The organism is Rhodocyclus purpureus (assembly GCF_016653115.1).
Classification (GTDB): Bacteria; Pseudomonadota; Gammaproteobacteria; order Burkholderiales; family Rhodocyclaceae; genus Rhodocyclus; species Rhodocyclus purpureus.
Genome location: NZ_NHRX01000063.1, coordinates 39711 through 65351, shown reverse-complemented (window position 1 = coordinate 65351; position 25641 = coordinate 39711). Strand labels below are relative to the sequence as shown.

General features: G+C 67.9%; 21 protein-coding genes. 13 read left to right on the top strand and 8 right to left on the bottom strand.

Annotation, left to right across the window (positions count from 1 at the left end):
• Positions 1–1636 precede the first annotated feature (1636 nt).
• Positions 1637–2662, bottom strand: coding sequence for a patatin-like phospholipase family protein (locus tag CCR84_RS13105; protein ID WP_201213086.1), 1026 nt, complete (start codon positions 2660–2662; stop codon positions 1637–1639).
• Between the two features lie 111 nt (positions 2663–2773).
• Between CCR84_RS13105 and CCR84_RS13100 the strand changes: the two genes are divergently transcribed.
• From CCR84_RS13100 to CCR84_RS13090, 3 genes are all read left to right on the top strand, one after another.
• Positions 2774–4039 (top strand): Hsp70 family protein, encoded by a 1266-nt coding sequence (locus CCR84_RS13100; protein ID WP_201213084.1) that lies wholly within the window; start codon positions 2774–2776, stop codon positions 4037–4039.
• A 117-nt stretch (positions 4040–4156) separates the two neighbouring features.
• Positions 4157–5314, top strand: coding sequence for a J domain-containing protein (locus CCR84_RS13095; protein WP_201213082.1), 1158 nt, complete (start codon positions 4157–4159; stop codon positions 5312–5314).
• Positions 5315–5343: 29 nt separating this feature from the next.
• On the top strand, positions 5344–5856 hold the full coding sequence (locus CCR84_RS13090; protein ID WP_201213081.1) for an alpha/beta hydrolase: 513 nt from the start codon (positions 5344–5346) through the stop codon (positions 5854–5856).
• A gap of 1074 nt (positions 5857–6930) precedes the next feature.
• Here the strand turns inward: CCR84_RS13090 and CCR84_RS13085 are convergent.
• The 3 genes from CCR84_RS13085 to CCR84_RS13075 are packed head-to-tail and all read right to left on the bottom strand — an operon-like array spanning position 6931 to position 9647.
• Positions 6931–7821, bottom strand: coding sequence for a radical SAM protein (locus CCR84_RS13085; RefSeq protein WP_201213079.1), 891 nt, complete (start codon positions 7819–7821; stop codon positions 6931–6933).
• A 52-nt stretch (positions 7822–7873) separates the two neighbouring features.
• Positions 7874–8926: a glycosyltransferase family protein gene (locus tag CCR84_RS13080; RefSeq protein ID WP_201213077.1), complete on the bottom strand. Its 1053-nt coding sequence runs from the start codon at positions 8924–8926 to the stop codon at positions 7874–7876.
• 13 nt (positions 8927–8939) lie between these two features.
• Positions 8940–9647, bottom strand: coding sequence for a hypothetical protein (locus CCR84_RS13075; RefSeq protein WP_201213075.1), 708 nt, complete (start codon positions 9645–9647; stop codon positions 8940–8942).
• Positions 9648–9870: 223 nt separating this feature from the next.
• On the opposite strand from CCR84_RS13075, the gene CCR84_RS13070 reads away from it, so the two are divergent.
• The 8 genes from CCR84_RS13070 to grxD all read left to right on the top strand — a co-directional run bounded on the left by CCR84_RS13070 (position 9871) and on the right by grxD (position 17651).
• Entirely contained in the window at positions 9871–10878 is a 1008-nt protein-coding gene (locus CCR84_RS13070; RefSeq protein ID WP_201213073.1) for a sulfate ABC transporter substrate-binding protein, read from the top strand.
• A 6-nt stretch (positions 10879–10884) separates the two neighbouring features.
• Positions 10885–11718: a sulfate ABC transporter permease subunit CysT gene (gene cysT, locus CCR84_RS13065; protein ID WP_201213071.1), complete on the top strand. Its 834-nt coding sequence runs from the start codon at positions 10885–10887 to the stop codon at positions 11716–11718.
• Positions 11715–12599 (top strand): sulfate ABC transporter permease subunit CysW, encoded by an 885-nt coding sequence (cysW, locus tag CCR84_RS13060; protein WP_201213070.1) that lies wholly within the window; start codon positions 11715–11717, stop codon positions 12597–12599. The genes cysT and cysW overlap by 4 nt, the downstream gene beginning before the upstream one ends.
• A 35-nt stretch (positions 12600–12634) precedes the next feature.
• The gene (locus CCR84_RS13055) at positions 12635–13699 is read left to right on the top strand and encodes a sulfate/molybdate ABC transporter ATP-binding protein (protein WP_201213068.1); all 1065 of its coding nucleotides are present in this window, start codon (positions 12635–12637) and stop codon (positions 13697–13699) included.
• 94 nt (positions 13700–13793) lie between these two features.
• On the top strand, positions 13794–15047 hold the full coding sequence (gene hemA / locus CCR84_RS13050) for a glutamyl-tRNA reductase (protein ID WP_201213067.1): 1254 nt from the start codon (positions 13794–13796) through the stop codon (positions 15045–15047).
• A 167-nt stretch (positions 15048–15214) separates the two neighbouring features.
• Complete coding sequence (gene prfA / locus CCR84_RS13045; protein ID WP_201213065.1) at positions 15215–16300, top strand: peptide chain release factor 1; 1086 nt, start codon at positions 15215–15217, stop codon at positions 16298–16300.
• A gap of 7 nt (positions 16301–16307) precedes the next feature.
• Positions 16308–17246, top strand: a complete 939-nt coding sequence (gene prmC / locus CCR84_RS13040; RefSeq protein WP_420825397.1) for a peptide chain release factor N(5)-glutamine methyltransferase — start codon at positions 16308–16310, stop codon at positions 17244–17246.
• Between the two features lie 84 nt (positions 17247–17330).
• Entirely contained in the window at positions 17331–17651 is a 321-nt protein-coding gene (grxD, locus tag CCR84_RS13035) for a Grx4 family monothiol glutaredoxin (RefSeq protein ID WP_201213058.1), read from the top strand.
• Here the strand turns inward: grxD and CCR84_RS13030 are convergent.
• The 3 genes from CCR84_RS13030 to argH all read right to left on the bottom strand — a co-directional run bounded on the left by CCR84_RS13030 (position 17642) and on the right by argH (position 21892).
• Complete coding sequence (locus CCR84_RS13030) at positions 17642–18562, bottom strand: alpha/beta hydrolase (protein ID WP_242508720.1); 921 nt, start codon at positions 18560–18562, stop codon at positions 17642–17644. The genes grxD and CCR84_RS13030 overlap by 10 nt on opposite strands.
• A 277-nt stretch (positions 18563–18839) precedes the next feature.
• Entirely contained in the window at positions 18840–20156 is a 1317-nt protein-coding gene (locus CCR84_RS13025; protein ID WP_420825399.1) for an MFS transporter, read from the bottom strand.
• A 320-nt stretch (positions 20157–20476) separates the two neighbouring features.
• Positions 20477–21892, bottom strand: coding sequence for an argininosuccinate lyase (gene argH, locus CCR84_RS13020; RefSeq protein WP_201213052.1), 1416 nt, complete (start codon positions 21890–21892; stop codon positions 20477–20479).
• A 183-nt stretch (positions 21893–22075) separates the two neighbouring features.
• Between argH and CCR84_RS13015 the strand changes: the two genes are divergently transcribed.
• Complete coding sequence (locus CCR84_RS13015) at positions 22076–23602, top strand: mechanosensitive ion channel family protein (protein ID WP_201213050.1); 1527 nt, start codon at positions 22076–22078, stop codon at positions 23600–23602.
• A 240-nt stretch (positions 23603–23842) separates the two neighbouring features.
• Here CCR84_RS13015 and CCR84_RS13010 read toward each other — a convergent pair whose 3' ends face one another.
• On the bottom strand, positions 23843–24487 hold the full coding sequence (locus CCR84_RS13010; protein WP_242508719.1) for a methyltransferase domain-containing protein: 645 nt from the start codon (positions 24485–24487) through the stop codon (positions 23843–23845).
• A 147-nt stretch (positions 24488–24634) separates the two neighbouring features.
• On the opposite strand from CCR84_RS13010, the gene hemC reads away from it, so the two are divergent.
• Positions 24635–25588, top strand: a complete 954-nt coding sequence (gene hemC / locus CCR84_RS13005; RefSeq protein ID WP_274610821.1) for a hydroxymethylbilane synthase — start codon at positions 24635–24637, stop codon at positions 25586–25588.
• The last annotated feature ends 53 nt before the right edge of the window (positions 25589–25641 follow it).

Here is a 25641-nt window from a genome sequence, read left to right as displayed (position 1 = left end):
TCCGTCATTGCGAGGCGCGTAGCGCCGTGGCAATCCAGTTCGTTCTTCTGGCTCAGCGCGCAGGGCAGCTATCCGCGAGCAAGCCGATTCCAGCCCCACGCACTGGATCGCCACGCCCTGCGGGCTCGCGATGACGGTTGCGGTTTCGGCCCCGCTGCATGCACTTCTGGCACTGCCGTCATTGCGAGGCGCGTAGCGCCGTGGCAATCCAGTTCGTTCTTCCGGCGCAGCGCGCAGGGTAGCTATCCGCGGGCGAGCCGATTCGAGCCCCACGCACTGGATCGCCACGCCCTGCGGGCTCGCGATGACGGTCTCAGCCCCGCTGCATGCACTTCTGGCACTGCCGTCATTGCGAGGCGCGCAGCGCCGTGGCAATCCAGTTCGTTCTTCCGGCTCAGCGCGCAGGGCAGCTATCCGCGGGCGAGCCGATTCCAGGCCTACGCACTGGATCGCCACGCCTTGCGGGCTCGCGATGACGATGACGGTCTCAGCCCCGCTGCATGCACTTCTGGCACTGCCGTCATTGCGAGGCGCGCAGCGCCGTGGCAATCCAGTTCGTTCTTCCGGCTCAGCGCGCAGGGCAGCTATCCGCGGGCAAGCCGATTCCAGCCCCATGCACTGGATCGCCACGCCCTGCGGGCTCGCGATGACGATGACGGTCTCAGCCCCGCTGCATGCACTTCTGGCACTGCCGTCATTGCGAGGCGCGCAGCGCCGTGGCAATCCAGTTCGTTCTTCCGGCGCAGCGCGCAGGGCAGCTTATCCGCGGGCAAGCCGATTCCAGGCCTACGCACTGGAACGCCACGCCCTGCGGGCTCGCGATGACGGTTACGGTCTCAGCCCCGCTGCATGCACTTCTGGCACTGCCGTCATTGCGAGGCGCGTAGCGCCGTGGCAATCCAGTTCGTTCTTCTGGCTCAGCGCGCAGGGCAGCTATCCGCGAGCAAGCCGATTCGAGCCCTGTGCACTGGATCGCCACGCCCTGCGGGCTCGCGATGACGGTTACGGTCTCAGCCCCGCTGCATGCACTTCTGGCACTGCCGTCATTGCGAGGCGCGCAGCGCCGTGGCAATCCGGTTCGTTCTTCCGGCTCAGCGCGCAGGGCAGCTATCCGCGGGCAAGCCGATTCCAGCCCTGTGCACTGGAACGCCACGCCCTGCGGGCTCGCGATGACGGTCTCAGCCCCGCTGCATGCACTTCTGGCACTGCCGTCATTGCGAGGCGCGCAGCGCCGTGGCAATCCAGTTCGTTCTTCCGGCGCAGCGCGCAGGGTAGCTATCCGCGGGCAAGCCGATTCCAGCCCTGTGCACTGGAACGCCACGCCCTGCGGGCTCGCGATGACGGTCTCAGCCCCGCTGCATGCACTTCTGGCACTGCCGTCATTGCGAGGCGCGCAGCGCCGTGGCAATCCGGTTTGTTCTTCCGGCGCAGCGCGCAGGGCAGCTATCCGCGGGCGAGCCGATTCCAGCCCCACGCACTGGATCGCCACGCCCTGCGGGCTCGCGATGACGGTTACGGTCTCGGCTCCTCTGCATGCACGCCTGGAATACGTCTATTCCGCGGAGGCAGATCAAGCATAGGATGAGCGGCTGCTGCTCCGGGTAGTACCTTTGCCTCGGCAGCTCGCAGTTTCACGTCAATAGAAGAGCTCGGACAAGGCCACCGTCGAGCGTTTGCCGATGGCGCCGCGGTGCTGGTCGAGCCAGTCCCCGGCGTGCTGGCGTCCGCTGTCCCTGAGCATGTTGAAGAACTGCCTGTTGGCGATGACCCTGGTTTCCGGGGCCAGCCCGCCCATCAGTTCCTCGGCGGCGATGAGGTGAAAGTTGGCGCGGGCAATGCGGCGCTCGAGGCGGCCGAGCTTGAACCAGGAGCCTTCGACGAACTCGCGCATGTGCGCGAACATGCGCATCTCGCGCAGGAAAGCCGACTGGAAGCCCAGTTCCCGTTGCCGCTGCCTGATTGCCGGCGCCGAGCGCGGCGTTTCCTTGTACTTGAGCGGCGTCAGCAGGACGAGCAGGATGTCGTGGCTGGCGCAGTGATGGAAAAGCGGGAAGACCGCGGGATTGGCACTGTAGCCGCCGTCCCAGTAGGGTTCGTCGCCGATCATGATCGGGTGGTGGATGCTCGGCAGGCAAGCCGACGCCAGGATCACGTCGACCGACAGTTCGGCCGTCTGGAACATCCTCAGCTTGCCGGAATTGGCCTGCGTCGTCGCGATGAACAGCTTGACCGGGCTGTCGCGGCGCAGGCGCTCGAAATCGACCTGGCTGGCGACGATCCGGCGCAGCGGATTGAGGTCGAAGGGGTTCAGCTGGCTCGGTGAAAAGTACTCGGTCAGTTGCAGCAGCAACTTCTGCGCGGTGGCCAGTCGCGGCGCCTCGCCTCCGTTCGCAACCGGCGCATGAACGAAAGGCGAACTGTCGGCAACGGCGTTCCAGAAATCCGCGAGCGCCGCGCGTGCGCCCTCGTTGCCGCCCGTCATCAGCCCCTGCGCCAGCACCACTGCATTCATCGCGCCCGCACTGGTGCCGCTGACGCCCTCGAAGTTCGCCCGTCCGTCCTCGAGCAGACCGTCGAGGACGCCCCAGGTGAAGGCGCCATGGGCCCCTCCGCCCTGCAGGGCGAGATTCAGTACCGGCGCTGCGCCATGGAGGAAAGACATCGATCGACGACCTGGTGAGGGCTCGATCGACGAGTATATCTTCCCCGCAAGTGCGGCACCGAAATTGCGCGTACAATCGCGCCCCTTCTTCAAGCTCTGCCTGCCTTTCCCATGTCCCAAGCCTCTGCCGCGCGTGCCTGCGGTATCGATTTCGGCACCTCCAATTCGACCGTCGCCTGCCTGCGGCCGGGCTTGCCGCCGCTGCTGCCGCTCGAAGACGGCAAGGTGACGCTGCCCTCGGTCGTCTTCTTCAACGCCGAGGACGAAGTCACCCGTTTCGGTCGCGCCGGCTTGAGTGATTACCTGGCAGGGAGCGAGGGGCGGCTGATGCGCTCGCTGAAGAGCCTGCTCGGCAGCCGGCTGATCGACGGCAAGACCGAGGTGCATGGCCGTTCGCTCTTCTTCCGCGACCTGCTGGCGCAGTTCATCGGCGAACTGAAGCTGCGTGCCGACCGGCTCGGCGGGCGCGAGTTCGGCGAGGCCGTGATCGGCCGTCCTGTCCATTTCGTCGACGACGATGCGGCAGCCGACCAGGCCGCCGAGGATACGCTGGCCGCGATCGCCCGCGCCGTCGGCTTCAGGGAGGTCAGCTTCCAGTACGAGCCGATCGCCGCCGCCTTCCACTACGAGACCGGACTGCAGCACGAGGAACTGGTGCTGGTCGCCGACATCGGCGGCGGCACTTCCGACTTCTCGCTGGTCCGCCTGTCGCCGCAGCGTGCCCGGCGCTCCGACCGCCACGACGACCTGCTCGCCAACGGCGGCGTGCATATCGGAGGCACCGATTTCGACCGCCAGCTGAGCCTCGCGCGCGCGCTGCCGCTGCTCGGTTACCGCAGCCAGTTGAAGAACGGGCGCGAGATGCCTTCCGGCGTCTTCTTCAACCTCGCCACCTGGCACACGATCAACTTCGCCTACACGCGCCAGGTCTTGGCCGAGCAGAAGCAACTGGCGCTCGACGCCAGGGAGCCGAAGAAGATCGCCCGCCTGCTGACGCTGATCGAGAACCGTTCGGGACACTGGCTGGCCAATGCGATCGAGCAGGCGAAGATCGCGCTCTCCGCGAACGAGCGCGTCGTCCTCGACCTCGACGAACTGGAGGGCGGACTCGCGCAGACGATCACGCGCGCCGAATTCGATGCGGCGAGCGCCGGCCTGGTCGACAAGGTCGAGGCGACCGTCGCCGCGCTGCTGCGCGATGCCGGGCTCAAGCGCGAGGCGATCGACACCGTGTTCTTCACCGGCGGCGCCAGCGGCGTCCCCTGCCTGCGCCAGCGCATCGCCGCGCTGCTGCCGCAGGCGCGCGCGGTCGAAGGCGACCTCTTCGGCAGCATCGGCGCCGGCCTCGCCGTCGAGGCGGCGCGCCGTTACGGCTGAGACGGCGCGACGACTGTCGGTCGTGCCACGCGTTCAGCGCGGCACGGCTAGAATGAAGGACTTTCCTCCTCGCCAGGCTGGCTGTGAGCGGCGCGCGCTGCCCGGCCTTCAAGCACGATGACCCCTCCCTCCCAGTTCTCGCTGTTTGCCGACGATCCGCAGCCGCCCGCGCTCTCGGCGCGTCTCGTCATCGCTGCCGAAGCGCCGCTCGGCAAGGACCAGAAGACCTTCAACTCATTGATCAGGAAGATCGAAGGCGCGCGTGCGCGGCTCGCCGAGTGGGAGCAGGCGATTCCGCGCTTCCGGCAGAAGTACGTCAGCGAGTTGCTGCCGCTGCAGGAAAAGGAAACCGCGCTCCTGATCCAGCTCGCCAAGAAATACGACTTCGTCCACGCGCAGAAGGGCCTGACCAGTGGCGAACGGCGCAAGCTCTCGGCGCTGATCGTGCAGCTGACGCAGGGGATCCTCGATCGCGTCGCCGACGACGAGATCAAGGCGATCTACAACCTGCACAGCCAGTCCGATTACGACGCCGAGGAAGCCGCCGAGCAGGCGCGCATGAAGGACTTGCTTGAGGACGTCCTCGGCATGAAGCTCGGCGACGAGCTCGACCTGCGCTCGCCGGAGGAGGTGCTCAAGCGCGTTGAAGGCGAGTTCCGGGCGCAGTCCGCGCAGGAAGAGGCCGCCGCGCGCGCGCAGAGCGCCCGGGCGCAGGCGCGCGCAGCCAGGCAGCAGGCGAAACGCGAGGCGGAAGAGAAGCAGCTGAGCCAGTCGATCCGCGAGGTGTACCGCAAGATGGCCAGCGCGCTGCACCCGGACCGCGAGGCGGACCCGGTCGAACGGCAGCGCAAGACCGGGCTGATGCAGCGCGTCAATGACGCCTACGCCAGGGGCAATCTCCTGCAGCTCCTGGAACTGCAACTGCAGCTCGAACAGATCGACGTGGCGCATCTCGCGAACATCGGTGGCGAGCGCCTCAAGCACTACATCAAGATCCTGAGGGGGCAGTTGAGTGAGCTCGAAGCCGAGCTCGAGCGCGTCGCCGACGGCTTCTGCTTCGAGTTCGGCCTGTCGACCTTCGAGCGGATTCGTCCCGAGGGCCTGATGCCGATCATGAAGGCCGATCTAGCGCACTGCGCCGCCAGCATCCGTGGACTGCAGAACGACCTCGACACCGCCGGCGATCTGAGGCGACTCAAGGCCGCGCTGAAGTCGTTCAGGATGCGCCGGCAGCGCAGAAGCGACGACTACGACGACTTCGACCTTCCTTTTTGACCGCAACCCCTTTGACCAAGGCCACAACCATGAAAGCACTCGTCGTCTTCGCTCACGGCAAGGAGTCCGGCCCCTGGGGCACCAAGATCAGACACCTCGCGGCGATCGCCGAAGGGCAGGGCGCCCGCGTGCTCAGCCCGGACTACAGCGATCTGCCCGATGCCGACGCGCGCGTGCAGCGCCTGCTCGCGCTCGAACTGCCGGCGCACGAGCGGCTGGTCTTGGTCGGTTCGAGCATGGGCGGCTACGTGTCGACGGTCGCCTCGGCGACGCTGGTGCCGGCGGGGCTGTTCCTGATGGCGCCGGCCTTCTACATGCCGGCTGGCGCGGTCCGGGAACCGCGCAGCGCAGCGGCCAGGACCTGCGTCGTCAGCGGCTGGGGCGACGAGGTGATCCCGGTCGAGCACAGCATCCGCTTCGCTGCTGCGCACAAGGCCGAGCTGCACGTGCTCGACGCCGACCATCGCCTCGAAGGCGTGCTCGAAGAGGTCGGCGTCCTCTTCGACAACTTCCTCGGCCGGGTGCTCGCCGCGCCGGGATGAGTTGGGCTGAGTCGCTGCGCCTGAGGATCATGTCGAGTCGTGCCACCCCTGAGCATGCAACGCAGCCATTCGCTGCCGTCATTGCGAGGCGCGCAGCGCCGTGGCAATCCGGTTCGTCCTTCTGGCTCAGCGTGCAGGGCAGCTAGACGCGGGCAAGCCGATTCCAGCCCTACGCACTGGATCGCCACGCCCTGCGGGCTCGCGATGACGCGTCGCCATCCGTTCATTTCGAGGCGCCTCGCTCCGCGGCAACAATGCCGTCATTGCGAGGCACGCAGCGCCGCGGCAATCCAGTTCGTCCTTCCGTCTCCTGGCACTTGCCGGCTATCCACGGGCGACCCGATTCCAGCCATTCCAGCCCTGCCCACTGGATCGCCACGCCCTGCGGGCTCGCGATGACGCGTCGCCATCCGTTCATTTCGAGGCGCCTCGCTCCGCGGCAACAATGCCGTCATTGCGAGGCGCGCAGCGCCGCGGCAATCCAGTTCGTTCTTCCATCTTCTGGCACTTGCCAGCTAGCCACGGGCGACCCGATTCCAGCCATTCTAGCCCTGCACACTGGAACGCCACGCCCTGCGGGCTCGCGATGACGCGTCGCCATCCGTTCATTTCGGGGCGCCTCGCTCCGCGGCAACAATGCCGTCATTGCGAGGCGCGCAGCGCCGTGGCAATCCAGTTCGTTCTTCCGTCTCCTGGCACTTGCCGGCTATCCACGGGCGACCCGATTCCCGCCATTCCAGCCCTACGCACTGGATCGCCACGCCCTGCGGGCTCGCGATGACGCGTCGCCATCCGTTCATTTCGAGGCGCATCGCTCCGCGGCAACAATGCCGTCATTGCGAGGCGCGCAGCGCCGTGGCAATACAGTTCGTCTTTGCGTCTTCTGGCACTTGCCAGCTAGCCACGGGCGACCCGATTCCAGCCATTCCAGCCCTGCGCACTGGATCGCCACGCCCTGCGGGCTCGCGATGACGGTGAGTAGTTCCGGCCGGCTGCGTCGGCACTGCGCAGTTTCACCGTAACCCGTTTTCCTTCCGTCGCGTACTCACTTGCCGGCTGCAGGCGAGCCGGCGCTCACAGCCCGCGCGCCCAGGCCGGCCGCAGCTGCGCGGCCTCCGGTGCCGTGATCGCGCCGCGCACTTCGCGCAGCAGGCGCTCCTTGTCGGCGCCGAGCGTTCCCTTCAGTACCAGCCAGTTGCTCGCGTGGTCGGAGCGGAACACCGTGCGCCGCAATTCGAGGCGCGACAGGAAGGTCTCCATTTCCTGGAAGAGCGCCGGCGGGGCGAGCGGCTCCCAGTCCAGGAAGCTCGTGCAGAAACGCTGGTCGCCCCGGCGCAGGGTGACCACCAGGGTCGACAGGAACTCGGGCTGGGTCGCGTTGGCGAGATCGGCCGAGTGCTCGGCGTGCTGCCGGCTCAGGGTGCGGCCGCCGAGCCCGTTGAGGATCATCACCGAGCGCGTGATGCCGGCGGCGGCGAGCTTGTCGAGCGACTCGCGCGTGCTGGCGAAGGTCTCTCCCTTGTTGACCCTGGCGAGCACCTCGTCGTCGCCCGATTCGGCCCCGAGGTAGGCGAGCGAGAGCCCCGCCTCGCGCAGCGCGATCAGCTCATCGACGCTCTTCCTGCGCAGGTTGCGCGCCAGGCAGTAGCTGGAGACGCGGTGCACCGCCGGCAGGTGGCGGCGGATCGCCTCGAGGTAGATGAGCAGGCGCCGCGTCGGCAGCACCAGCGCGTCGCCGTCGGCGAGGAAGACGCGGCGCACCGCGTCGCCGTAGCGCTCGCCGCAGTCGCGGATGCTGGCGAGCACCTCCGCCTCGTCGCGCGCTCGGAAGGCCTTCTGCGGTGCCTCGTACATGGTGCAGAAAGTGCAATGGTTCCACGAGCAGCCGTCGGTGACCGGCAGGATCAGCGATTGCGCCTCGCTCGGCGGGCGGTAGACGGGTTCGACGTAGCGGATCGGGGGCATGCTTTATTTCGTGGATTTCGTGTTTTTCGTGGCTGAAAAGAGGTTTTGAGGTTCAGCGCAGCAGCGCCAGCAGCCGCCGGGCGGCAGCATCGGCGCCGCAGGCCGCCGGCGGCGTACGCGGCGGCGTCGCCAGCAGCGCGTCCACCTCGTCGGCAAGCCGGCCCGTGGTGAGCAGGGCGGCCGGGATTTCGCGGCCGCGGCCCTGCGCGTGTAGGAAGTCGATCAGGCATTGCTGCTCCGGCCAGTCTGCGCGGCGCTGGTAGAGCACGGGCACGGCGTTGCAGACGGCTTCGCTGAAGGTGCCGTAGCCGGGCTTGCCGAGCACCGCATCGACCGAAGCGAGCAGGTCGGTGAAGCCGAGTCCGAAGCTTTCCAGCGCCACCGCGTCGGGATGGCGGCACTGCCAGTCGCCGGGAACGAGCCAGCGCAGGCCGGGAACCCGCGGCCAGTCCTCGACCGGCAGCCGGTGGCGGATGCCGCCCATGGCGACGAGCACGTTTCGTGCATGGCGTCCGCCGCCGAGCTCGTGGCGTTCGCCGCGCGCGGCGATGATCCCGATTTCCTCGCAATTGCCGAGTTCGTCCATCGCCATCGCCGGGGTCGTGCGCAGGAAGACGCTCGCCGAACGGTAGGCGGCGAGCATCTCGCCGTGGATCTTCGCCGCCCACGCCTCGCCGGCGAAGAAGTGCGCGAAGAGCTCGGCCCAGTTCAGCGAGCACAGCGCCGCCGCGGGGATGCCCGCCTCTGCGGCGCCGGCGAGCGGCAGGTAGCTGACGTTGCTGAAGACGAGGTCGGGCGCGAGGCGTTTCAGGAGGGCGGCCCCGTCAGCGACGCGTCGCCTCCAGTCGGCGTGCGCAGTCCGGTAGGCGGCTGCGCTCGCCGCCAGGTCGACCTGCGTCGCGTCGAGCATCACGAAGCCGAAGTCGCTGGCGGTGGCGATGTGCGCGAAGGGCTCGCGAATCCGCCGTGCCAGCGTCGCCTGCGGCAGCCCGCTTCTGATCGTCAGACGCAGCCGGGGATGGTGGCGGGCGAGCGCGGCGATGACCGGTGCCGAGATGGCGAGGTGGCCGAGACCATGCGCGGAGATGTCGACGAAGAGGTGCACGCCGGCCCCGGTTTCAGGGCTCGGCTGCGTCCGCGGCCTGCGTGCGCACGATGCGCGCGAACTCCTGGGCCGCCTCGATCGCCCAGGCTTCGGTGCGCGGCAGCAGGAAGATCGACTGCGCCTCGCCCGTGCGCGGCCCGCCCATCGCCGCGCCGATGCGGCGGAGTTCGTGCAGCATGACGCGGGCGGCCTCCAGCGCCTCGATCCACGGCAGGACGAAGCGCCCGCAGAGGACGACGCGTTCACCTTGGGCCGGGGAGACGACGTCGGCGAGGTGGCCGTCGTCGAGTTCGGGCACCTCGGTATCCTCGGTCTGCAGGACCAGCACTGCCGCGCTCATCTCGCCCGTCGCCAGCATCAGGCTGGTCGGCTTGCAGGCGAAGCCGAGCGGCTCGTCGCTGCCGAGCAGCGTCGCCGGTAGCCAGCCGGCGCGCACCACGTCGGCCGGCGGTGCTTCGGGAGGGGCGAGCAGCACTTCGCTGCGTCCGGGCGCGCTGTAGTGCAGCAGCACCGGCGCGCCCCACAGCGGTCCGCCGAGCGGTCCGCCGAGCAGCAGCACGTCGCGCAGCAGCGTCACCAGCGGCGCGCGTTCGTCCTCGCGCAGGCACGCCAGCTCTTCGGCGATCTGCGGGTAGCTGGTGCACTCGATCCAGCTGCGCGCCGCCTCGATCGCCTCGTAATAGCGGCCCTCTTTCAGCCTGGCGGTGACTTTTCGATGCATGAGCGTTGCTCTCGACGGCAGGGAAACGATCGGCCGGCTAATTTACCGCCGCCGGGCCGCGCGATCAATCGCGCCTGCATGCCGGGAGCCTGTCCGGCGCTGCGCGCGCCGGGCCAGGGGTGTCTCCTTATGCGAAAGAGCGATAAGGAAATAATTCGAAAGACTTTGTCGGTCTAGAAGGCCTCCGTATAGTGGGCCCCTCGCCGTTTTCGAGGGTTTTGCCATGTCCCGCTCGTTCCGTCCCTTCGCCATTGCCGCCCTGCTCTCCGGCCTGCTCGCCGCGCTGCCGGCGGCTGCCGACAGCGTGCTCCTCAACGCTTCCTACGACGTCGCGCGCGATTTCTACAAGGATTACAACCCGCTCTTCCAGAAGCACTGGAAGGCGAAGAGCGGCGAGACCGTCGACATCAAGCAGTCGCACGGCGGTTCGTCGAAACAGGTGCGTGCCGTCGCCGACGGGCTCGAAGCCGACGTGGTGACCATGAATCAGGCCTCCGATGTCGATTTCCTCGCCGACAAGGGCTTGGTTGCGCGCGACTACGCGAAGAAATTCCCGAATAACGCCTCGCCCTACACCTCGACCATGGTGCTGATCGTGCGCAAGGGGAACCCGAAAGCGATCCACGACTGGGGCGACCTCGTCAAACCCGGTGTGCAGGTGGTGCTCGCGCATCCGAAGACCAGCGGTAACGGCCGCTATGCCTATCTGGCCGCCTGGGGTTATGCGCTGCGCCAGCCCGGCGGCAACGAGAAGACCGCGCAGGACTTCGTCGGCCGCGTCCTGAAGAACGCGCCGCTGTTCGCCGCCGGCGGCCGCGACGCGACGACCACCTTCCTGCAGCGCCGCATCGGCGACGTGTTGATTTCCTTCGAGAGCGAGGCCGAGCTGATCGCGCGTGAATTCGGCCGCGGCGACTTCGAGGTGGTCTATCCGTCGCAGTCGATCCTCGCCGAGTTCCCGGTGGCGGTGGTCGAACGCGTCGTCGACAAGAAGGGGACACGCAAGCAGGCGCAGGCCTACCTCGACTACCTGTGGTCGAAGGAAGGGCAGGAGAACGCCGCGCAGAACTACCTGCGTCCGCGTGACGCCGAGGTGCTGAAGAAGTATTCGGCGCAGTTCCCGACGGTGCGTACCTTCAGCGTCGATGAAGTCTTCGGTGGCTGGGGCAAGGCATACGCTGCGCACTTCCGCGACGGCGGCAGCTTCGACCAGGTCTACCAGCAGAAGTAAGCGTCGATGGCCCGCAACGTCCTTCCCGGCTTCAGACTTGGGCTCGGCTACACGCTGCTCTATCTGTCGCTGATCGTGCTCTTGCCGCTGGCGGCGCTGGTGTTCAAGTCGGCCGAGCTGTCGGCGGCGCAGTTCTGGGACATCGCCACCGGCGAGCGCGCACTCGCCTCGCTGCGCGTGACCTTCGGTTCGGCGCTGATCGCCGCGCTGATCAACGCCGCCTTCGGCCTGCTCACCGCCTGGGTGCTGGTGCGCTACACGTTTCCGGGCAAGCGCTTCGTCGACGCGCTGGTCGATCTGCCCTTCGCGCTGCCGACCGCGGTCGCCGGCATCACGCTGGCCACCCTCTACGCCGGCAACGGCTGGATCGGCCGGCACCTGGAGCCGCTCGGTTTCAAGGTCGCGTTCACCCCGGTCGGCATCGTCGTCGCGCTCACCTTCATCAGCCTGCCCTTCGTCGTGCGCACGCTGCAGCCGGTGATCGAGGACATCGAGCCCGAGATCGAGGAGGCGGCAGCCGTGCTCGGCGCCAGCCGCTGGCAGACCTTCCGCCTCGTGCTGCTGCCGGCGATCCTGCCGGCGCTGATCACCGGTTTCACGCTCGCCTTCTCGCGCGCGATCGGCGAATACGGTTCGGTCATCTTCATCGCCGGCAACATGCCCTTCATCTCCGAAATCACGCCGCTTTTGATCGTCGCCAAACTAGAGCAGTACGACATCGTCGGCGCCACCGCGCTGGCGGTGGTCATGCTGGTGATCTCCTTCGCGCTGCTGCTCGCGGTCAACGCCTTGCAGTGGCGGATGGCCAATCGTCACAGTGCAGCGGGAGCCCGCCGATGAGCAGTCCTCGTCCTTCCATCGCCGAGCCGCGCTGGGTGCGCTTCACGCTGACCGCGGTCGCGCTCGTCTTCCTCGGTTTCTTCCTCGCGCTGCCGCTGGTCGCGGTCTTCGTCGAGGCCCTAGCCGCCGGTATTCCCGCCTACCTCGATGCGCTCGCCGATCCCGAGGCGCGTTCGGCGATCTGGCTGACCGTGCTCGTCGCGCTGATCGCGCTGCCGCTCAACGTCGCCTTCGGCGTTGCCGCCGCCTGGGCGATCGCGCGCTTCGAGTTCCGTGGCAAGAGCGCGCTGATCACCCTGATCGACCTGCCCTTCGCGGTCTCGCCGGTGGTCGCCGGCCTTGTCTTCGTGCTGCTGTTCGGGTCGCAGGGACTGTTCGGCGCCTGGCTGTCGGCGCACGACATCCGCATCATCTTCGCCGTCCCCGGCATCGTGCTGGCGACCCTGTTCGTGACCTTCCCCTTCGTCGCGCGCGAGCTGATCCCGCTGATGCAGGCGCAGGGGCGCGAGGAGGAGGAGGCCGCCGTTTCGCTCGGCGCTTCCGGCTGGCAGATGCTGTGGCGGGTGACCCTGCCGAACATCAAGTGGGGCCTGCTCTACGGCGTCATCCTCGCCAACGCGCGCGCGATGGGCGAGTTCGGCGCGGTCTCGGTGGTCTCCGGGCACATCCGCGGCGAGACCAACACGCTGCCCCTGCACGTCGAGATCCTCTACAACGAGTACAACCAGGTCGGCGCCTTCGCCGCGGCTTCGGTGCTGGCGCTCCTGGCGCTGGTGACGCTGATCGCCAAGACCATCGTCGAGTGGCGCATGCGCCGCGAGACGGCGATGCTTGAAGCGAGCCTCTCGCCGGAGGGCGGCGCTGCCTCCCCGGCAGCCTGAGTCCAGGCGCCCCGACCCTTACCGACAGAACGACCATGAGCATAGAAATTCGCGGCATCGGCAAACGCTTCGGCAACTTCGTCGCCCTCGACAATATCGACCTCGATATCCCCAGCGGCGAGCTCGTCGCGCTGCTCGGCCCCTCGGGCTGCGGCAAGACGACGCTGCTGCGCATCATCGCCGGCATGGAATCGCCCGATCATGGGCAGGTGCTGTTCGAGGGCGAGGAAGCGACGCATCTGCACGTGCGCGAGCGCAAGGTCGGTTTCGTCTTCCAGCACTACGCGCTGTTCCGCCACATGACGGTGTTCGAGAACGTCGCCTTCGGCCTGCGCGTCAAGCCGCGCCACGAGCGTCCGTCCGAGGCCGAGATCCGCCGCCGTGTCACCGACCTCCTCAAGCTCGTGCAGCTCGACTGGCTCGCCGAGCGCTATCCCTCGCAGCTCTCCGGCGGCCAGCGGCAACGCATCGCGCTGGCGCGCGCGCTCGCCGTCGAGCCGAAGGTGCTGCTGCTCGACGAACCCTTCGGCGCGCTCGATACGCGCGTGCGCAAGGAACTGCGCCGCTGGCTCAGGCGCCTGCACGACGAGGTGCATATCTCCAGCGTCTTCGTCACGCACGACCAGGAGGAGGCGCTCGAAGTCGCCGACCGCGTGGTGGTGATGAACCAGGGGCGCATCGAGCAGATCGGCACGCCCGACGAGGTCTATTCGCGCCCGGCGAGCCCCTTCGTCTATCGCTTCCTCGGCGACGTGAACGTCTTCCACAGCCGCCTGCACGGCGCCTGGGCGGAAATCAACCGCTTGCCCGAAGGCGCCCATGCCGGCGAGGCGCTGGCCTTCATCCGTCCGCACGACATCGACATCGAGCGCTTCGAGCAGGCCGGTTCGCTGGCGGCGCGCGTGCAGGAAGTGCATGCGATCGGACCATCGGTGCGCGTCGAACTCGCGCACGGCAGCGAGCTGATCGAGGTCGAGCTGACGCGCGAGCGCGCCAACGCGCTGGGCCTGAGCCGCGGCGACCAGGTCTGGCTGCGGCCGCGGCAGGTGCGCGTGTTCGCTGCCGAGCCCGCAGGCGAGGAGTTCGGTTCGGGCATCTGAGCGACGCGCTGCTGCATGGCATGCGCAAGCGTGTGACTCCCTTTCCGGTCGCGGTGCTATAATCCGCGTCCGGTTTGCTCCGATGGTCTCCCCCATGGCGCTTTTTACGTTCGGCATCAATCACCACACGGCTCCTCTGTCGGTCCGCGAGCAGGTGGCGTTCAACGCCGAGAAGTTGCATCAGGCATTGGCTGACCTCACGCGCGCTAAACCCGTGCGCGAGGCGGCGATCCTGTCCACCTGCAACCGCACCGAGCTCTACTGCGCGACCGACGCGCCCGAAGCCGCGGCCGACTGGCTCGCCGAGTATCACCGCATCGGCCGTCAGGACATCAATCCCTACCTGTTCACCTACCCCGAGCGCGACGCCGTTCGCCACGCCTTCCGCGTCGCCAGCGGCCTCGACTCGATGGTCATCGGCGAGCCGCAGATCCTCGGGCAGATGAAGGACGCGGTGCGCGTCGCCGAAGAGGCGGGAACGCTCGGGACGACGCTGCACAAGCTCTTCCAGCGTTCGTTCGCGGTGGCCAAGGAAGTGCGCTCGACCACCGCGATCGGTGCCAACATCGTCTCGATGGCCGCTGCCGCCGTGCATCTGGCCGAGCGCATCTTCGAGCGCATCGACGAGCAGCGCATCCTGTTCATCGGTGCCGGCGAGATGATCGAGTTGTGCACGACCTACTTCGGCGCCGAAAAGCCGAAGCAGATCGTCGTCGCCAACCGCACCGTCGAGCGCGGTCGGGCGCTGGCCGAGCGTTTCGGCGGCACCGCCATCCGCCTCGACGAGATCGCCGATCGTCTGGCGCAGTTCGACATCATCGTCTCGTGCACCGGTTCGCCGCTGCCGATCATCGGTCTCGGCATGGTCGAGCGCGCGGTCAAGGCGCGTCGCCACCGCCCGATCTTCATGATCGACCTCGCCGTTCCGCGCGACATCGAGATCGAGGTCGGCGAACTCGACGACGTCTTCCTGTACACGGTCGATGACCTGGCACAGGTGGTGCAGGCCGGTCTCGAATCGCGCAAGGCGGCGGTGGTCGAGGCCGAGACGATCATCGCCCAGCGCGTCGACAGCTTCCTGCAGTGGATGTCCACGCGTGACACGGTGCCGCTGATCCGCTCGCTGCGCGACGCCGCCGAGCGCACGCGCCGGCACGAGATCGAGCACGCGCACAAGCTGCTGGCCAAGGGCGACGACCCGCAGCGCGTCCTCGAACAGTTGTCGATGCGGCTGATGAACAAGTTCCTGCATGCGCCGACGCAGACGCTCAATCAGTCGGCCGAGGACGAGCGCGCCGAAATGAATGCGATGGTCGCCCGCCTCTTCCATCTGCACACGCACGATTAGCTGCCGCTGACCGTCGGCGCCGCTGCCTGCCGTCCGCGCGGCCGGGGTGGCGCCTGCGCTAGCTGCCGACCGGGCATTCCCGGTCGGAGTCCCTCCGGTCGACGTCCTGCCTGCCCCGCGCCGGCGGCGCGCACTGATTCCAAACCTTCACTCCGTCAGCCTTCCCCATGAAACAGAGCATCGTCGATAAACTCGAGCGCCTTTGCGGTCGGCTGGAAGAACTCGACCGCGTGCTGGCGAGCGGCGAGGCGACGCGCAACATGGACGAGTACCGCAAGCTCACGCGCGAGCATGCCGAGATCGGCCCGGTGGTCGCGCGCTACCAGGATTGGCGGCAGTGCCAGGAAGATCTCGCGCACGCGCAGGAGATGCTCGCCGATCCCGAGATGAAGGAACTCGCCGAGGCCGAGATCGACGATGCGCGTGCGCGTCTGCCGGCGCTCGAAACCGAGTTGCAGACCCTGCTGCTGCCGAAGGACCCGGACGACGACCGCAACCTGTTCCTCGAGGTGCGCGCCGGCACCGGCGGCGACGAGTCGGCGCTGTTCGCCGGCGACCTCTTCCGCATGTACTCGCGCTACGCCGAGCGCCGCCGCTGGCAGGTCGAGATCGTCTCGGCCAATCCCTCCGAACTCGGTGGTTACAAGGAGATCATCGCCCGCGTCGTCGGCAGCGGTGCCTACGCCAGGCTCAAGTTCGAGTCGGGCGGCCACCGCGTGCAGCGCGTCCCGGCGACCGAGGCGCAGGGGCGCATCCACACCTCGGCCTGCACCGTCGCCGTGATGCCGGAGGCCGACGACCTCGCCGAGGTGGTGCTCAACCCCGCCGACCTGCGCATCGACACCTTCCGCGCGTCGGGTGCTGGCGGCCAGCACATCAACAAGACCGATTCGGCGGTGCGCGTCACCCACCTGCCGACCGGGATCGTCGTCGAGTGCCAGGACGATCGCTCGCAGCACAAGAACAAGGCGCAGGCGCTGTCGGTGCTCGCCGCGCGCATCAAGGACGCGCAGGAACGCGAGCAGAACGCGCAGATCGCCTCGACCCGCAAGAGCCTGATCGGCAGCGGCGACCGTTCCGAGCGCATCCGCACCTACAACTTCCCGCAGGGGCGCGTCACCGACCACCGCATCAACCTGACGCTGTACAAGATCGACTCGATCATGGACGGCGACATCGACGAACTGGTCGACGCGCTGGCCGCCGAACGGCAGGCCGAACTGCTCGCGCAACTCGCCGAGGGCGGCGAGTAAGTCCGCGATGAGCGGCAAGGCGAGCGGGGTGAGTGAGGCTGCCGCGGCGGGGGAAACCTTGCCGACGAGCATCGGCGCGGCCTGGTGCCTGGCCATGCGCCGCATCGACCGGCTCGATGCTCGCCTGCTGGTCGAGCACGTGGCCGGCTGCACGCACGCCGAGCTGATCGCCAGCCCCGAGCGTGCGCTTGCCGCCGACGCGGCAAGGCGACTGGCGGCGCTGGTCGAACGTCGCGCCGCCGGCGAGCCGCTCGCCTACCTCACCGGCTGCACCGGCTTCTACGGCCTCGACTTCGGCGTTTCCCCGGCCGTGCTCATCCCGCGTCCGGATACCGAGCTGATCGTCGAGCTGGCGCTGGCGCGTGCGCGCGCGCTGCAGGCGGCGGGAATGACGCCGCGCCTGCTCGACCTCGGCACCGGTTCGGGGGCGATCGCGGTTTCGCTGGCCGCCTCGCTGGCGCCGGGCGCACGGGTCGAGGCGGTCGAGCGGTCGCCGGCTGCGCTCGCGGTCGCCCGGGCCAACGCCCTCCGTCACGGTGTCGACGTCGTCTTCCATCAGGGCGACTGGTTCGCGCCGCTCGCCGCTACGGGCGTGCACACCCCGGGCCTGGCTACCGGCGTCGCCACGCGCTTCGACATCGTCGTCTCCAACCCGCCCTACGTCGCCGCCGGCGATCCGCATCTGGCGCAGGACGGCCTGCCCTTCGAGCCGCAGGAGGCATTGAGCGACGGCGGTGATGGCCTTTCCTGCCTGCGTGCGATCGTGCAGGAGGCGCCGGCGCATCTCGTGCCCGGTGGCTGGCTGCTGCTCGAACACGGCTACGACCAGGCCGCTGCGGTGCGTTCGCTGCTCGCTGCGGCGGGGTTCGTCGAGGTCGCGAGCTGGCGCGACCTGGCGGGGATCGAGCGCGTCAGCGGCGGTCGCTGGCACGCGGCGGGTGGCTGAGCGAGCGGCGGCAGCGGAACTTCAGGGCAGCTGCCGCGGTCTGTCGATGCCGTATTCTTTCACTGCTTTCCTCAGGAGATTTTCATGGATGTTCAGCAACTGATTCGCGAGCAGGTCAGCGGTGCGCCGGTGGTCTTGTACATGAAGGGTACGCCGCTGCAGCCGCAATGCGGTTTTTCGGCGATGGCGGTGCAACTCCTGCAGAATTGCGGCGTGCACGACTTCTTCAGCGTCAATGTCCTCGCCTCGCCCGAAATCCGCCAGGGGATCAAGGAATTCGCCAACTGGCCGACGATTCCGCAGCTCTACGTGAACGGCGAGTTCATCGGCGGCAGCGACATCATGCGCGAGATGTACACGACCGGCGAGCTGCAGCAACTGCTCGACAGCGCGCTTCAGAAGTGAGGTTCTGACGCGGCGCCGGCTCGATTGGGCGGCATCGCCGTGGCGAGGAAGGCGAGCGCCGCGTCGATGCCCTGGTCGAGTTCGGCGTAAGCATCGTGACTGCCGGCGATCAGCAGCAGTTGCGTCGAGTCATCGCGACGCCCGGCGTGGATCAGCCGGGCCTCGTCGGCCGGAACGGTCTCGTCGTCGAGGCCATGCACCAGCAATACCGGGCAGCCCACCTTGCCGATCGTATGCTGCGCAGCGATGTCGGCGAAGCGGTGGCCGATCACGTGCTGCACGTAGCGCAGCACGTACCAGCCGAAGGGAATGAACGGAACCCGCCAGGAGGCGAGCAGGCGGCGCATCACCGTTTCCGGGTGGGCGAAAGCGGCGATGCTGATCACCGCGGCCACCTCGTCACGGCGCGAGGCGAGCAGCAGCGCCGCTGCGGCGCCGACCGAGTGTCCGATCAGGCCGATGCGTCTGCCGTCCACGTCGGCGCGCTGCCGCAACCAATCCAGGGCGCTCTCCATGTCCTCGGCGAAACGCGGCAGCGAGGAAAAGGTGTCGCTGTCGCTGGCACCGTGGTTGCGCGCCTCGATCAGCAGCAGCCCGTAGCCGGCGCGGTGCAGTGCTGGCGCCAGCGGCAGCATGTTGGCGGCGTTGCTACCCCAGCCGTGCAGGATCACGAGCGCCGGCGCGGGCGATCCGGGTGATCCGGGCGGGCGCTTTCCCGCCGGCGGAATCCACCAGGCGCGCAGGCGCCGGCCGCGCTGCGTGCCGATGCGCACTTCGCTGAATGCGAGTCCGTGATCGGCCGGAGTCGCCGGGTCGACCAGCCGTGGTGCGCGCAGGCCGAGCCGGATGGCGAAGTTGATCAGCGCCAGCAGCAGGCCACCGAAGATCAGCGCAAGGGCCAGGATATCCATCATCGTTTCGCGGCCGGCAATCTAGGGCTCAGGTCTCGCATTGAACCTTGACACCTCTTTTCATCCACGAAATCCACGAAACAAGACATAGGGTTGCGGTCGTTCAGCGTCAAACCCGATGAATGGTTTCGCGTTTTTTCGTGCATTTCGTGGCCAACTGCTTTTTTCAGGTTGCAACATTACGGGTTGTGCCAGCAGATCCATCGCGGTGTCGATCGCTGGAGCCGCTCTGGAACCCGTGCGGGTGCGGGAGCGATTGCGGCAGCCACGGCCCGGATTACTCATGCAGCTTCCGGTCGCGGACTTCCGGAAGAAAGAACAGGCCGATCAGCGAGGCCAGGATCAGCAGGGCGGTCGGGTACCACAGCCCGGCCAGCGGGTTGCCGAACTGCACACCCAGCCAGGTCACCATGAATGGCGACATGCCGCCGATCCAGCCTGCCGAAAGGTTGTGCGGCAGGGCGACGGCCGTATAGCGGGTCCGCGCCGGGAACAGCTCCGGCAGGGTTGCCGTTTGTGGCCCGGTGATGCAGGCCAGCGGAACGACCAGGACGAGCAGCAGGATCACGATCATCGTCGAATCCGGCGTCGGCAGGCTGCCGTAGTGCAGCAGGCCCATGAAGACCGGAAAGATGCTGATGGCGCCGATGATCAGTCCGGCCAACAGCACGGGCCGGCGGCCGATGCGGTCGGACAGCCAGCCGCAGAATATCGTGGCCGGAAAAAGCGCCAGCGTGGCGATCGTGACCAGGCCGCTGGCCTGCGCGGCCGGAAGATTGACCACGGTTTTCAGGAAGACGGTGGTGTAGACCTGGGCTGAAAAGAAGAGCAGCGAACCGCCGGCGGAAAGGCAGAAAAACAGGAGCGCCATGCGCCCGAGTGTCTGCCGGTCGCGAAAGCATTCGCGCAAGGGCGTCTTCGCCAGCGCGTTCTGTTCGCTCAAATGGCGAAATACGGGCGATTCATGCAGGTTGACCCGGCTCTTGATCGAGATGGCCAGCAACAAGGCGGAAACCAGGAAGGGAATGCGCCAGCCCCAGTCCCTGAAGTCGGCGTCGCTGAGGAAATGCTGCAGGACGACGATTTGCAGCGTCGATGCCATCATGCCCAGCGGTCCCATCAGTTGCAGGACGCTGGTGTACAGGCCGCGCTTGCCGGTCGGCGCATGTTCGGTGAGGTAGACCGAGGCGCCGCCGATCTCGCCGCCAACCGAGAAGCCCTGCAGAATGCGCAGCGCGAGCAGCAGGCAGGGGGCGAGCAGGCCGACCTGCGCGTAGGTCGGCAGCAGTCCGACGCAGACGGTGGACACGCCCATCAGCACGATCGTCACCAGGAAGATGCGGCGTCGGCCATAACGGTCGCCGAGCGAACCGAACGCGGCGGCGCCGAGCGGGCGGACGATCATGCCGATACCGAAGGTCGCCAGGCTGGCGAGCAGGGCCGCCACCGGGTCGTCACCCGGAAAGAACAGGACGCTGAAGTAGATCGCCAGCGAGGCGAAGGTGAGGAAGTCGTACCACTCGAGAAAAGTGCCGAAACAGGCGGCAACGACGACTTTCTTCTGGATGTCCTGCGGGCTGTCGGTGGGCTGCATCATCGGTGAGCTGGAGGATTTCAGGAAGGCGGGCACCCGGATGCCGGAATCGCCGATGCTCGCACGAGGCCGCAGTGCCCGGCCTCGTTCGTGCCCGTTAACCTGAAACGTGGAACAATTTCGAGAAACATCCGCCGCCCTGATCTGCCGAAGCCGTCGCGATCAGCACTCCCGTCATCGCGAGCCCGAAGAGCGTGGCGATCCAGTGCGTAGGGCTGAATAGAAGAACGAACTGGATTGCCACGGCGCTACGCGCCTCGCAATGACGGCAGCGAATGGCTGCCTTTCATGCTCAGGGCTGGCACGACTCGCCATGACCGTCAGCCGCGCGCCCGCGCGCGTGCGATCGCCGCGCTCACCTGCGCCGGCGCCGTTCCGCCGATGTGGTTGCGGGCGGCGAGCGAGCCCTCGACGGTGAGCACCGCGAACACGTCCTCGCCGATCAGCGGCGAGAAGGCCTGCAGCTCGGCGAGCGACAGCTGCGGCAGGTCGACGCCGAGTTCCTCGGCGCGGCGAACGGCGAGGCCGACCGCCTCGTGCGCGTCGCGGAAGGGCAGGCCTTTCTTGGTCAGGTAGTCGGCGAGGTCGGTAGCGGTGGCGAAGCCCTGCTGCAGCGCCGCGCGCATGTTCTCGGGACGCGCGCTGATGCCGGGGATCATCGCGGCGAAGATGGCGAGCGTGTCGCGCACCGTGTCGGCGGCGTCGAACAGCGGTTCCTTGTCTTCCTGGTTGTCCTTGTTGTAGGCGAGCGGCTGGCCCTTCATCAGCGTCAAGAGCGACATCAGGCTGCCATAGACGCGGCCGGTCTTGCCGCGCGCGAGCTCGGGGACGTCCGGGTTCTTCTTCTGCGGCATGATCGAGCTGCCGGTGCAGAAGCGGTCGGCGATGCGCACGTAGCCGACGCGCGGGTTCATCCACAGCACGAGCTCCTCGGAGAAGCGCGAGATGTGCGTCATCAAGAGCGAACAGGCAGCGCAGAATTCGATCGCGAAGTCGCGGTCGGAGACGGCGTCGAGCGAGTTCTCGCAGACGCCGTCGAAGCCGAGCTCGGCGGCGACGAATTCGCGGTCGATCGGGTAGGTGGTGCCGGCGAGCGCGGCGGCGCCGAGCGGCAGTCGGTTCAGGCGGCGGCGGCAGTCGGCGAAACGTCCGGCGTCGCGCTCGCTCATCTCGACGTAGGCGAGCAGGTGGTGACCGAAGGTGACCGGCTGCGCGACCTGCAGGTGGGTGCAGCCGGGCATCGGCGTCGCCGCCTCGCGTTCGGCGAGGTCGAGCAGGTTGTTGCGGAAGTCGCGCAGCAGGACGAGGATCTCGTCGATCGCGTCGCGCAGCCAGAGACGGATGTCGGTGGCGACCTGGTCGTTGCGCGAGCGGCCGGTGTGCAGGCGCTTGCCGGCGTCGCCGACGAGCGCGGTCAGGCGCTTCTCGATGTTGAGATGGACGTCCTCGAGGTCGAGCGACCATTCGAAGCGTCCCGATTCGATTTCCTCGACGATCTGCGCCATGCCGCGCTCGATGTCGGCAAGGTCGGCGGCGCCGATGATCGATTGCTTCGCCAGCATGCGTGCGTGCGCGAGCGAGCCGCGGATGTCCTGCCGCCACATGCGCTTGTCAAAGTCCACCGACGAGGTGTAGCGTTTGACGAGTTCGGACATCGGTTCCGAGAAACGACCGGCCCAGGTGTAGGCGGTCGGCGTGCCGGGAGCTGGCGAGGCGGGCGAGGAAGAAGAGGTCATGATGGATGCGCGCGTGTGCAGTGAGGGAGCCTCGCGGAACGGTGCCAGTCGGTGCGCCGGACGGCCATCCCTGGCGGGGCGGGAGATGCGCGAGTATACGGCAAAAGCCCGGGCCCGGCCGGGCGCCAGGTGGCGTGCTGCCGCCGCTCCGCTGCCCGGCGCCGACTGCGGACGGGGGAAATCATGATCGAAACCGTTTTCGCCCACCTGTGGCGCGACGAGAGCCCGTACATCTTCGGCGCTGCCCTGCTGCTCTCGGCCCTGCTCTACCGCGCGCTCGGCGGCACCCGGCAGCCGCTCAAGCACTCGCTGCTCTTCCTCGCCTTCTGGCTCCTGCTCGATCTCGCCGCGGCGCTCTTTGCCGCGCGCGGTGAAGTGGTCATTGCCGGCGGCGTGCATCAGGCGGCCTTGCTCGGCTTCGGACTGGTGCTGATCCGCCTCTCGGGACTCGCGCTCTTCCGCGTGCTGCTGCCGGCGATCCGCGTTCGCGCGCCGCGCATCCTGGAGGACATCGTCGTCATCGCCGGCTACCTCGTCTGGGCGATGGTGCGCCTGGGCTACGCCGGTGTCGAGCTGACCGGTCTGGTGACCACCTCGGCGGTGATCACCGCGGTGGTCGCCTTCGCCATGCAGGATACCCTCGGCAACATCCTCGGCGGGCTCGCGCTGCAGCTCGACAACTCGCTGGAGATCGGCGACTGGGTGCGCTTCGACGACGTCTCCGGGCGCGTCGTCGAGATCCAGTGGCGCTACACGGCGATCGTCACGCGCAACGGCGAGAAGGTCGTCGTCCCCAACAGCCAGTTGATGAAGAGCAAGTTCTTCGTCCTGCTCGACCCGGAGCACGGCCAGGAAGGCTGGCGGCGCTGGGTCTGGTTCAACGTCGACTACGCGGCGCCGCCGGGCAGGGTGATCGCGGTCGTCGAACAGGCGATCGCCGACGCCGCCATCGCCAACGTCGCCAAGTCGCCGCCGCCCTCGTGCGTGGCGATGGAATTCACGCCCGGATCGGTGCGCTACGCGCTGCGCTACTGGCTGCTCGACCCGCGCGACGACGATCCGACCGACTCGGCGGTGCGCGTCCATGTCTTCGCCGCGCTGGCCCGTTCCGGCTGGGGCATCGCCTTGCCCGACCAGCTCATCCACATGGTCAAGGAGGGCGAACCCTACCGCGAACGCCTGCGCCAGCAGGAGCTCGAACGCCGCCTGCATGCCCTGGCGGGAATCCCGCTGTTCGCGCCGCTCTCCGACGGCGAACGGCGCACGCTCGCCGAACGGCTGGTCGACGCGCCCTTCGCCGCCGGCGACGTGATGACGCGCCAGGGTGCTGTCGCGCACTGGCTCTACATCGTCGCCAGCGGCGAGGCCGCGATCCTCTGGGCAGGCCCCGACGGGCAGCCGCGGCAGATCGGCACCGTTCCGGCCGGTGCCGTGTTCGGGGAGATGGGGCTGATGACCGGCGAACCGCGCTCGACCACGGTCGTCGCGCGCAGCGACGTCGAGTGCTACCGGCTCGACAAGTCGGGTTTCGAGGACATCATCCACGCGCGTCCGGAACTGGCCGAGGCGATGTCGCACATCCTCGCCGAACGCCTGCGCCAGATCGAGGAGATGCAGGCGCGCCTGCAGCGCGAGGGCAGCGAGCACCCGCGCGGCCACGGGCCGGCGGCGATCCTGACGCTCATCCGGGAGTTCTTCGGGTTAACGTGAAACGTGGAACAATTTCGTGAAACATCGGCCAAGCTGATCTGCGGAATCCGTCGCGATCGGCAGCCCGTCATCGCGAGCCCGCAGGGCGTGGCGATCCAGTGCGTAGGGCTGAATGGAAGAACGAACTGGATTGCCACGGCGCTACGCGCCTCGCAATGACGGTAGCGGATGGCTGCGTTTCATGGCATGGGGCGGCGGACGTCGCCATGAACGATAGGGACACCATGAATCATGGTGTCCCTATCGTGTGCCTTTCTTCTCCCACACCTGGAAGCGTTCACGGCCGGCGAAGACCGGCGGCGAGTCGTGGACCGGACGATCGTCGCGCAGGGTGAAGGCGTCGCCGAGCAGGGCGTCCAGTTCTTCCTGCGAGATGCCGAAAGGCGGTCCCTTCAGCTGCTCGGCGACGAAGAATACACCGGCGAGGAGGCATCCGGGGGCGAGCAGTTCGGCCATCCGCCGCGCGTAGCCGGCGCGCAGCTTGCGCGGCAGCGCGCAGAGGAAGGCGCGCTCGACGATCAGCGAGAAGGGCGCTGCCGGAACGAAGTCGAAGAAGTCGGCGCAGAGCAGCCGGCCGCCGAAGGCCTCGCCGAGCGTCTGCCGCGCGCGCTCGACGGCGGCCGCCGAGAAGTCGAGCGCGGTGACCTCCCAGCCGGCGCGGTCGAGCCAGGCCGCCTCGAGCGCGCTGCCGCAGCCGGGAACGAGCACGCGCCGGGCAGTCGCCTGCTGCACGTGCGCGGCGGCGAATTCGCGCAGCGCCTGCGGCACGCAGTGGGCCTCCCACGGCGTCACCCCCTCGCTGAAGCGCTTGTCCCAGAAGTCGGGAAGTTCGGGGCGCTGGTGCGCCGGCTTCTCCTGCTTCGCCAACTGCTCCGCCGCGCTCATCCTGCGCTCCCTGCTTGACTGCGCTGCCGCTCGCCAGCCGCCGCCAACGACCGTGATAGAATTCCGCGCTTCATGCGTGCCTCCTGCGTGCTCCCGGCGAGGCCGGTGCAGCGTCCCGATTGTCGACGAACCTACAGAGAATTCGCCTTGAACTCCTCATCTTCCTCTCCCTCCCGCATCGTCATCGCTTCCCGTGAGTCGCCGCTTGCCATGTGGCAGGCCGTCCATGTGCAGGGACGTCTCGCCGCATTGTATCCGCAGAGCCAGGTCGATATCCTCGGCATGACGACGCAGGGCGACCAGATCCTCGACAAGCCGCTGGCAACGATCGGTGGCAAGGGGCTGTTCATCAAGGAACTCGAAGTCGCGATGGAGGAAGGCCGCGCCGACCTGGCCGTGCATTCGCTGAAGGACGTGCCGATGGTGATGCCCGAAGGCTTCGTCCTCTCGGCCATCTCCGAGCGCGAGACGCCGTTCGACGCCTTCGTCTCGAACAAGTACGCTTCGCTCGACGAGCTGCCGGCCGGTGCCGTCGTCGGCACCTCCAGCCTGCGCCGCGAGGCGGTGCTGCGCTCGCGCTACCCGCAACTGGTGATCAAGAGCCTGCGCGGCAACCTCGGCACGCGCCTGAGGAAGCTCGACGCCGGCGAGTACGACGCGATCATCCTTGCCGCGGCCGGCCTGATCCGCCTAGGCCTCAAGGAGCGCATCCGCTCGACGCTGACCCCCGAGCAGTCGCTGCCGGCGCCGGGGCAGGGCGCGCTCGGCATCGAGACGCGCGCCGACCGTCCCGACGCGACCGCGATCGTCGCCGCGCTGAACGACCCGGAAACGGCGCACTGCGTGCGTGCCGAACGTGCGCTGTCGCGTGCGCTCGGCGGCAGCTGCCAGGTGCCGCTCGGCGGCTACGCGATCATCGAGAATGGTGAACTGTGGCTGCGCGGCTTCGTCGCCACCCCGGATGGCCAGCAGATGGTCAGCGCCGAAGTGCGCGGCGCGCCCGCCGACGACGAGGCCCTCGGCCTGCAACTCGCCGCCCAGCTGCGTGCGCAGGGCGCCGACGACATCCTCGCGCAGCTGGCGACGCACCAGGCCGGCTGATGTCGCGCTGGTATTTCGCCGTTGATGCCACCTCTTCAGAACCGATTGCCGAG

Coding starts and splice junctions, on each gene's coding strand:
- CCR84_RS13105 (WP_201213086.1), bottom strand. CDS start 2,662: ATGTCTTTCCTCCATGGCGCAGCGCCGGTACTGAATCTCGCCCTGCAG.
- CCR84_RS13100 (WP_201213084.1), top strand. CDS start 2,774: ATGTCCCAAGCCTCTGCCGCGCGTGCCTGCGGTATCGATTTCGGCACC.
- CCR84_RS13095 (WP_201213082.1), top strand. CDS start 4,157: ATGACCCCTCCCTCCCAGTTCTCGCTGTTTGCCGACGATCCGCAGCCG.
- CCR84_RS13090 (WP_201213081.1), top strand. CDS start 5,344: ATGAAAGCACTCGTCGTCTTCGCTCACGGCAAGGAGTCCGGCCCCTGG.
- CCR84_RS13085 (WP_201213079.1), bottom strand. CDS start 7,821: ATGCCCCCGATCCGCTACGTCGAACCCGTCTACCGCCCGCCGAGCGAG.
- CCR84_RS13075 (WP_201213075.1), bottom strand. CDS start 9,647: ATGCATCGAAAAGTCACCGCCAGGCTGAAAGAGGGCCGCTATTACGAG.
- CCR84_RS13070 (WP_201213073.1), top strand. CDS start 9,871: ATGTCCCGCTCGTTCCGTCCCTTCGCCATTGCCGCCCTGCTCTCCGGC.
- cysT (WP_201213071.1), top strand. CDS start 10,885: ATGGCCCGCAACGTCCTTCCCGGCTTCAGACTTGGGCTCGGCTACACG.
- cysW (WP_201213070.1), top strand. CDS start 11,715: ATGAGCAGTCCTCGTCCTTCCATCGCCGAGCCGCGCTGGGTGCGCTTC.
- CCR84_RS13055 (WP_201213068.1), top strand. CDS start 12,635: ATGAGCATAGAAATTCGCGGCATCGGCAAACGCTTCGGCAACTTCGTC.
- hemA (WP_201213067.1), top strand. CDS start 13,794: ATGGCGCTTTTTACGTTCGGCATCAATCACCACACGGCTCCTCTGTCG.
- prfA (WP_201213065.1), top strand. CDS start 15,215: ATGAAACAGAGCATCGTCGATAAACTCGAGCGCCTTTGCGGTCGGCTG.
- prmC (WP_420825397.1), top strand. CDS start 16,308: ATGAGCGGCAAGGCGAGCGGGGTGAGTGAGGCTGCCGCGGCGGGGGAA.
- grxD (WP_201213058.1), top strand. CDS start 17,331: ATGGATGTTCAGCAACTGATTCGCGAGCAGGTCAGCGGTGCGCCGGTG.
- CCR84_RS13030 (WP_242508720.1), bottom strand. CDS start 18,562: ATGGATATCCTGGCCCTTGCGCTGATCTTCGGTGGCCTGCTGCTGGCG.
- CCR84_RS13025 (WP_420825399.1), bottom strand. CDS start 20,156: ATGCAGCCCACCGACAGCCCGCAGGACATCCAGAAGAAAGTCGTCGTT.
- argH (WP_201213052.1), bottom strand. CDS start 21,892: ATGACCTCTTCTTCCTCGCCCGCCTCGCCAGCTCCCGGCACGCCGACC.
- CCR84_RS13015 (WP_201213050.1), top strand. CDS start 22,076: ATGATCGAAACCGTTTTCGCCCACCTGTGGCGCGACGAGAGCCCGTAC.
- CCR84_RS13010 (WP_242508719.1), bottom strand. CDS start 24,487: ATGAGCGCGGCGGAGCAGTTGGCGAAGCAGGAGAAGCCGGCGCACCAG.